The organism is Candidatus Thiopontia autotrophica, assembly GCA_014384675.1.
Lineage (GTDB): Bacteria > Pseudomonadota > Gammaproteobacteria.
In genome coordinates this window covers 1-5,925 of record JACNFK010000018.1, presented here as the reverse complement: position 1 = coordinate 5,925, position 5,925 = coordinate 1, and the positions used below count along the sequence as shown (strand labels likewise).

General features: G+C 49.7%; 7 protein-coding genes. 6 read left to right on the top strand and 1 reads right to left on the bottom strand.

Annotation, left to right across the window (positions count from 1 at the left end; genetic code table 11):
- The first annotated feature begins 81 nt into the window (after nt 1-81).
- Genes crcB through H8D24_02205 form a run of 6 tightly spaced genes read left to right on the top strand, consistent with a single transcriptional unit; the run spans nt 82 to nt 4,382 of the window.
- Nucleotides 82-459: a fluoride efflux transporter CrcB gene (gene crcB, locus H8D24_02230; GenBank protein MBC8519215.1), complete on the top strand. Its 378-nt coding sequence runs from the start codon at nt 82-84 to the stop codon at nt 457-459.
- Nucleotides 460-463: 4 nt separating this feature from the next.
- Nucleotides 464-781 (top strand): DUF190 domain-containing protein, encoded by a 318-nt coding sequence (locus H8D24_02225; GenBank protein MBC8519214.1) that lies wholly within the window; start codon nt 464-466, stop codon nt 779-781.
- A 10-nt stretch (nt 782-791) separates the two neighbouring features.
- Complete coding sequence (gene serS, locus H8D24_02220) at nt 792-2,090, top strand: serine--tRNA ligase (GenBank protein ID MBC8519213.1); 1,299 nt, start codon at nt 792-794, stop codon at nt 2,088-2,090.
- 12 nt (nt 2,091-2,102) lie between these two features.
- On the top strand, nt 2,103-3,527 hold the full coding sequence (gene cobA / locus H8D24_02215; protein ID MBC8519212.1) for a uroporphyrinogen-III C-methyltransferase: 1,425 nt from the start codon (nt 2,103-2,105) through the stop codon (nt 3,525-3,527).
- Entirely contained in the window at nt 3,517-3,909 is a 393-nt protein-coding gene (locus tag H8D24_02210; GenBank protein MBC8519211.1) for a hypothetical protein, read from the top strand. Before cobA ends, H8D24_02210 begins: the two co-directional genes overlap by 11 nt.
- A gap of 11 nt (nt 3,910-3,920) precedes the next feature.
- Nucleotides 3,921-4,382: a CBS domain-containing protein gene (locus tag H8D24_02205; protein ID MBC8519210.1), complete on the top strand. Its 462-nt coding sequence runs from the start codon at nt 3,921-3,923 to the stop codon at nt 4,380-4,382.
- A gap of 2 nt (nt 4,383-4,384) precedes the next feature.
- On the opposite strand, the gene H8D24_02200 is transcribed toward H8D24_02205, so the two are convergent.
- A complete protein-coding gene (locus H8D24_02200; protein ID MBC8519209.1) occupies nt 4,385-5,713 on the bottom strand; it encodes a chloride channel protein in 1,329 nt (442 codons plus the stop codon).
- Nucleotides 5,714-5,925 lie beyond the last annotated feature (212 nt).

The following is a 5,925-nucleotide window of genomic DNA, read 5'->3' as shown; positions in this document are numbered from 1 at the left end:
CTAGTTACCACCCTATGGCTGTTACTGGCCAGAGGCCATTCGGGGCGAAGCGGAGCGGTTCCTGATGTATAATCCCTGCCCATGCAACTGATCGCAATTGCCGTAGGAGGTGCCCTTGGGTCCGTGATGCGTTATCTCGTATCCAATGGGATCTATGGCTGGCTGGGGCGTGGTTTTCCATGGGGAACCATGACCGTCAATGTGCTCGGTTCCCTGGTTATGGGGCTACTGTTTGTTCTGCTGACTGAGAGGTTGGCGTTGGGGCCACAGTGGCGCGCATTTTTATTGATCGGGTTTCTTGGTGCATTTACCACATTCTCGTCCTTCTCTATGGAGACACTTAATTTGCTGGAGGGTGGAGAGGTGATGCGGGCAGTGTTGAATATGGTTGGTAGTGTGGTGGTCTGTGTTGGTGCTGCATGGTTGGGTGTGATTGTTGGACGGATGTCATGGGGGTAGTGAGATGAGTCTTAAGAAAGAGTCGGTGACAGTGGTGCGGATCTATCTCTCTGAAGAGAAGGCCCATCTGGAGCAGTTGCTCAAGAGGCTGCACGATTGGGAAAAGATATCAGGGGTTACAGTGTTTAGAGGTATCTCTGGATATGGTGAAAATGGAGAAATTCATACAGGAACACTACTGGATATTTCGCTAAACCTCCCAGTGGTAGTCGAGTTTTTTGATAAGCCGGAGAAGATTGATGAGGTGTTGGACCATCTGAGTTCAACTATTGAGCCGTCACATATGGTCTGCTGGTCGGCTGAAAGATTAATGAAGGATTGAGAATTAAGAGATGTTGGATCCGAAGATAGTACGAGATGATCTTGAGGGAGTAACAGCTGGGCTGGCTCGCAGGGGATACATCCTGGATGCAGAAGGCATGGCTGCACTGGAGTCTCGCAGAAAAGAGACGCAGGTGCGCACCCAGGAGCTGCAGAATCAGCGCAATAGCAAGTCCAAGGGGATCGGCCAGGCCAAGGCGAAGGGGGAGGATATTCAGCCTCTGCTGGATGAGGTTGCAAGGCTGAAGGGTGATCTGGAATCTGCAGAGCAGGAGCTTGCAGCAATTCAGGCAGAGATGAGCGAGCTGATGATGGGGGTTCCAAATATCCCTCATGAATCCACACCGGATGGCAAGGGTGAGGACGATAATGTAGAGATCCGTCGCTGGGGCGAACCTGCAACATTAAGCTTTAAGCCCAAGGATCACGTTGATCTGGGGGTTGCCTTGAAGGGGATGGATTTTGAGGTTGCAGCAAAGATCACCGGGTCACGTTTTGTGGTTATGCATGGTGAGATGGCACGCCTCCACCGTGCGCTGACCCAGTTTATGCTGGATACTCACACCCAGGATCATGGCTATAGTGAGGTCTATGTACCCTATGTTGTAAACAGTAACAGTCTCAAGGGGACAGGGCAGCTGCCGAAATTCAAGGAGGATCTATTTGCTCTCGGCACAGCAGGGATCCCGGAAGAGGAGCAGGCGAAGGACTACTACCTGATTCCAACGGCAGAGGTTCCAGTAACCAACCTGGTACGTGACGAGATTATTCCGGCAGATGAACTACCTAAAAAGTTTGTTGCCCATACCCCCTGTTTCCGTAGTGAGGCTGGATCCTATGGCAGAGATACTCGTGGCATGATTCGTCAGCACCAGTTTGAGAAGGTGGAGTTGGTACAGATGGTGCGCCCAGAGGATTCCGCGGCAACACTTGAGTCACTTACCGAGAATGCCGAGAAAATTCTGCAGAAGCTGGAGCTTCCATACAGGGTGATGGCGCTCTGTACGGGAGATATTGGTTTCTCATCTACCAAGACTTATGACCTTGAGGTATGGCTCCCGGGGCAGAGTGCCTATCGCGAGATATCCTCATGCAGCAGTTTTGGGGATTTCCAGGCGCGCCGGATGCAGGCTCGTTGGAGAAACCCGGAGACGGGTAAACCAGAACTGCTTCATACTCTGAATGGTTCCGGACTTGCGGTTGGCAGAACACTGGTTGCAGTATTGGAAAATTATCAGCAAGAGGACGGCTCGGTAGTAATACCTGAGGTGCTGCGTAGTTACATGGGTGGCATAGATAAAATCTGTTAGGAGTTCGTACTTTTGGATTATTTACCAATTTTTGTTGATGTAAAAGATCGTCCCTGCCTGGTGGTTGGAGGTGGTGAGGTTGCGGCACGTAAAGTGCAGCTGTTGCTGCGTGCAGGGGCTGCTGTTGAGGTGGTCTCTCCGGAGCTGGGATCCACAATGTCTATCTTTCATGAGAAGGGAGAGATCAGGTGGATAGAGGAGAGCTTCCAGCCATCTCATGTTGGCAACCATATACTGCTCTATGCGGCCACAGATCAGAATGAGATCAACCAGCAGGTGTCCGACCTGGCAACAGAGAGGAATATACCGGTAAATGTGGTTGATACCCCGGATCTCTGTACCTTTATTACTCCATCCATCATCGACCGCTCTCCGGTTGTAGCAGCTATCTCCACTGGAGGCGCATCACCTGTACTTGCAAGGCTGATTCGCTCACGTCTGGAGTCAATGATTCCATCTGCTTATGGAAAACTGGCAACCCTGGCGGCAAGTTTTCGTGGCAAGGTACAAGAGAAGATACAGCCCAAGCAGCGTCGTCTCTTCTGGGAGAGGGCGTTTCAGGGGCCGATTGCAGAGATGATCTTTTCGGGCCGAAAGCAAGAGGCCGAGCATGCGCTGGATGAGATGGTTGATATCTGCTCCCGCAAGGAGGGCGATGAGCTCAATCAGGGAGAGGTCTATCTGGTGGGGGGAGGCCCGGGGGATCCTGATCTTCTAACATTCCGTGCCCTGCGGCTTATGCAGCAGGCTGATGTAGTGGTCTATGACCGTCTTATCTCACCAGCTGTGCTCGACCTGACCCGTCGTGATGCAGAGAGAATCTATGTGGGCAAGGAGAGCAGTAACCACTCTGTCCCTCAGGATGAGATTAATGAACTGCTGGCGCATCTTGCAACAGATGGTAAGAGGGTGTTGCGACTCAAGGGTGGAGATCCATTCATCTTTGGGCGTGGTGGTGAGGAGATCGAATTGTTGGCAGAGAAGGGTATTCCGTTCCAGGTGGTTCCAGGAATTACCGCTGCATCCGGTATCTCATCGTATGCAGGAATACCGCTGACCCATCGTGACCATGCTCAATCTGTTACCTTTGCTACCGGTCACCTCAAAGATGGAACCTCTGATCTCAACTGGAGTGCACTCGCACAGCCTGGTCAGACCATTGTCTTCTATATGGGGCTGAAGGGTATCGAGACCATTGCGGCCAAATTGATAGAGCACGGAATGGATCCAGACACCCCGGCAGCACTTGTGCAGAAGGGGACCACGCCAGATCAAAAAGAGTATATCGGTACCCTGGTAACTCTGCCGCAGATTGTTGCTGAATCAAAGATCAAGCCGCCTACCCTGATTATTATCGGTAGTGTGGTAACCCTGCACGACAGCCTGGACTGGTTCCAGCCTGATGAGCAGAGGGGGAATGAACCACGTGTCTTCTGATCTTAAAATACCAACCATACCGGACGAATACTTTGTTGCTGCCCTGCGGCTTATAGGTATGGCTAGCCTTAATGGTGCCTACCACGCCTCGGAGTTCAAAAAAGTTGGGGAGGTGTATGATCTGTTAAATGCACTACTGCATGTCTATACTGAAGATAGCTCCGATAATGAGTTGGCTGATGGCAATGAGGAGGGGGCAGAGAGCCCGCGTCTGACCATGGACCACCTCTTTATTGTTGAAGTTGCAGTTGCCTTTGCTTTGGAACGAGGTAAACTGAACGAACAGAAAGATCTGGCTGAGGCTGTTCATGCTGGTTTCAAAGAGCATAATGATGCGATCAGAAAGCAGTCAGCAGAGGCAGACACAAACCAAACACCATAAGGAATAATGAGATGCTAGTAAAAGATATCATGACTCGCCATATTCGTACTGTACAACCAGATACTCCCATGAGAGAGGTCGTCTCTGCAATGACACTCTATCGTGTGAGCGGTCTGCCGGTGTTGGATGATGATGAAAAACTGATAGGTTTTATTGCAGAGAAGGATGTGCTACATCATATGTTTCCATCACTGGAAGAGGTTATGGACCAGGGGCAGACCATCAACTTTGAGGATATGGAGATGGAGTATTCTCAGGTGCTTGGGCTTAAGGTTAGTGATCTTATGACAACAGGTGTTATCGGGGTTACAGAGGATATGCCTATCCTTAAGGCCACCTCGGTTATGGTGCGTCACCGTTTCCGCCGTATTCCGGTAATTGATGGAGACAAATTGCTCGGCATGATGAGCCTTGGTGATGTCCACAAGGCGATCTTCAAGGAGTCAATCGCAGACGCCTGCGCAACTGTTTAATTTTACCTTTGTGGTTGGTGATCCAACCCTCTGATCTGGAGCACACGTACAAAGACAGAGTTCTGTCTAAAGATGTGGCTGCAGGTTATATTGGCAATAACAATTACCAACATTCCAGGAAGAATAATGTTTGGATTGCTGGTCAGCTCCAGTAGCGCAATCAGTGCAGCAAGCGGGGCCTGAAGCACCGCACTCATCATTGCTCCCATCCCCAATATGGCATAAAAACCTATATCCGAGACAGGTGCTCCGATTAGTTCTGTGGCAAGTAACCCAAGCGCCCCTCCAAGAGCGGCACCAATAAACAGCGTTGGGCTGATAAGCCCCATCGGCATACCCAGACCAACAGCCATTGCAGTGGCAAACAGCTTTGCAAAGGCTATCGCCAACAGCAAATTGATGGTGAACTGGTTGTTGTTGAGAATAGTAGATATGGTGTCATTACCAAGCCCCATAATTTGTGGAAAGAACCATGCGATAGCCCCGGTTAACAGACCGGCAGCAACCATTCGCAGCATTACTGGTTTTCCAGAAAAGCGCTGCATCCCGATCATGGTGCGACTGAATAGCGCCCCCATTGCACCAATAATAAAAGAGAAGAGCAGAATAAACGGAATCTCATCCATGCTCTCTATCCTGATCTCGGATGGCACCACAAACATAAGCTCGGCAGAGTAGAAGTTGCTGGCCATCATTGCCGCAACCACTGAAGAGATAATGATTGGGGTGAAGCCTGCAACTGTATACTCAAGCAGAATCACCTCCATCGCAAAGATGACACCGGCCATTGGGGTATTGAAAGAGGCGGCAATAGCAGCTGCGGAACCACACCCAACCAAAATGCGCAGGTTACTGTTGGAGAGATTCATCGACTGACCCAAAAGGCTGCCTGCGGCAGAACCGAGATGTACTGCAGGCCCTTCACGTCCGGCAGACTCCCCAAAAATTATTGCCAGAATCCCGCCAAAAAACTGCACGATTGCATTTTTTAGCTTTAGCTTGCCCTCGTGGTAATTCATTCGTTCCATTACATGAGCAACACCGGTAACCCTGTGTTCATCCTTAAACAGTAGCAGGAACAGACCGATCACAACGCCACCAATGACTGGTGTAACAAAGTGGAGATAGGAGGGAAGCTCCTCAAAATTTTCTGATCCTGCTCCCGGAAGCAGAACAGATAGAGGCCACTCAAACATAAAGCGGAACAGAATAATAACCAGACTGGTTAGCAGACCAACAACAAGCCCCAGCAGAACCAGTTTGGGTAGCTCATCATCAGACCGGAACAGTCTTCTGAATACACGGAGAACATCTCTTTTTGGGTTGGCCACAATGGAGACTATTCTACCAATATTTACTTTTGGTTAACTTTATAAAAATAATCGACAAAAAGTATTGGTAATGATAATCATTATCATGTATGGTGTATATGTGGCTGGGGTGATTTTGACTGTTTCTGTCACGGAAGACGTTTTCCTCCCATACTCTTCCTTATTGTTGAACAGCAGTTAATAGTTACGATCGAATTGCCTCAGTACACACT

Bases quoted from the DNA above. Each gene is read 5' to 3' on its own strand.
- crcB (MBC8519215.1), top strand. From the start codon at position 82: ATGCAACTGATCGCAATTGCCGTAGGAGGTGCCCTTGGGTCCGTGATG.
- H8D24_02205 (MBC8519210.1), top strand. From the start codon at position 3,921: ATGCTAGTAAAAGATATCATGACTCGCCATATTCGTACTGTACAACCA.
- H8D24_02225 (MBC8519214.1), top strand. From the start codon at position 464: ATGAGTCTTAAGAAAGAGTCGGTGACAGTGGTGCGGATCTATCTCTCT.
- serS (MBC8519213.1), top strand. From the start codon at position 792: ATGTTGGATCCGAAGATAGTACGAGATGATCTTGAGGGAGTAACAGCT.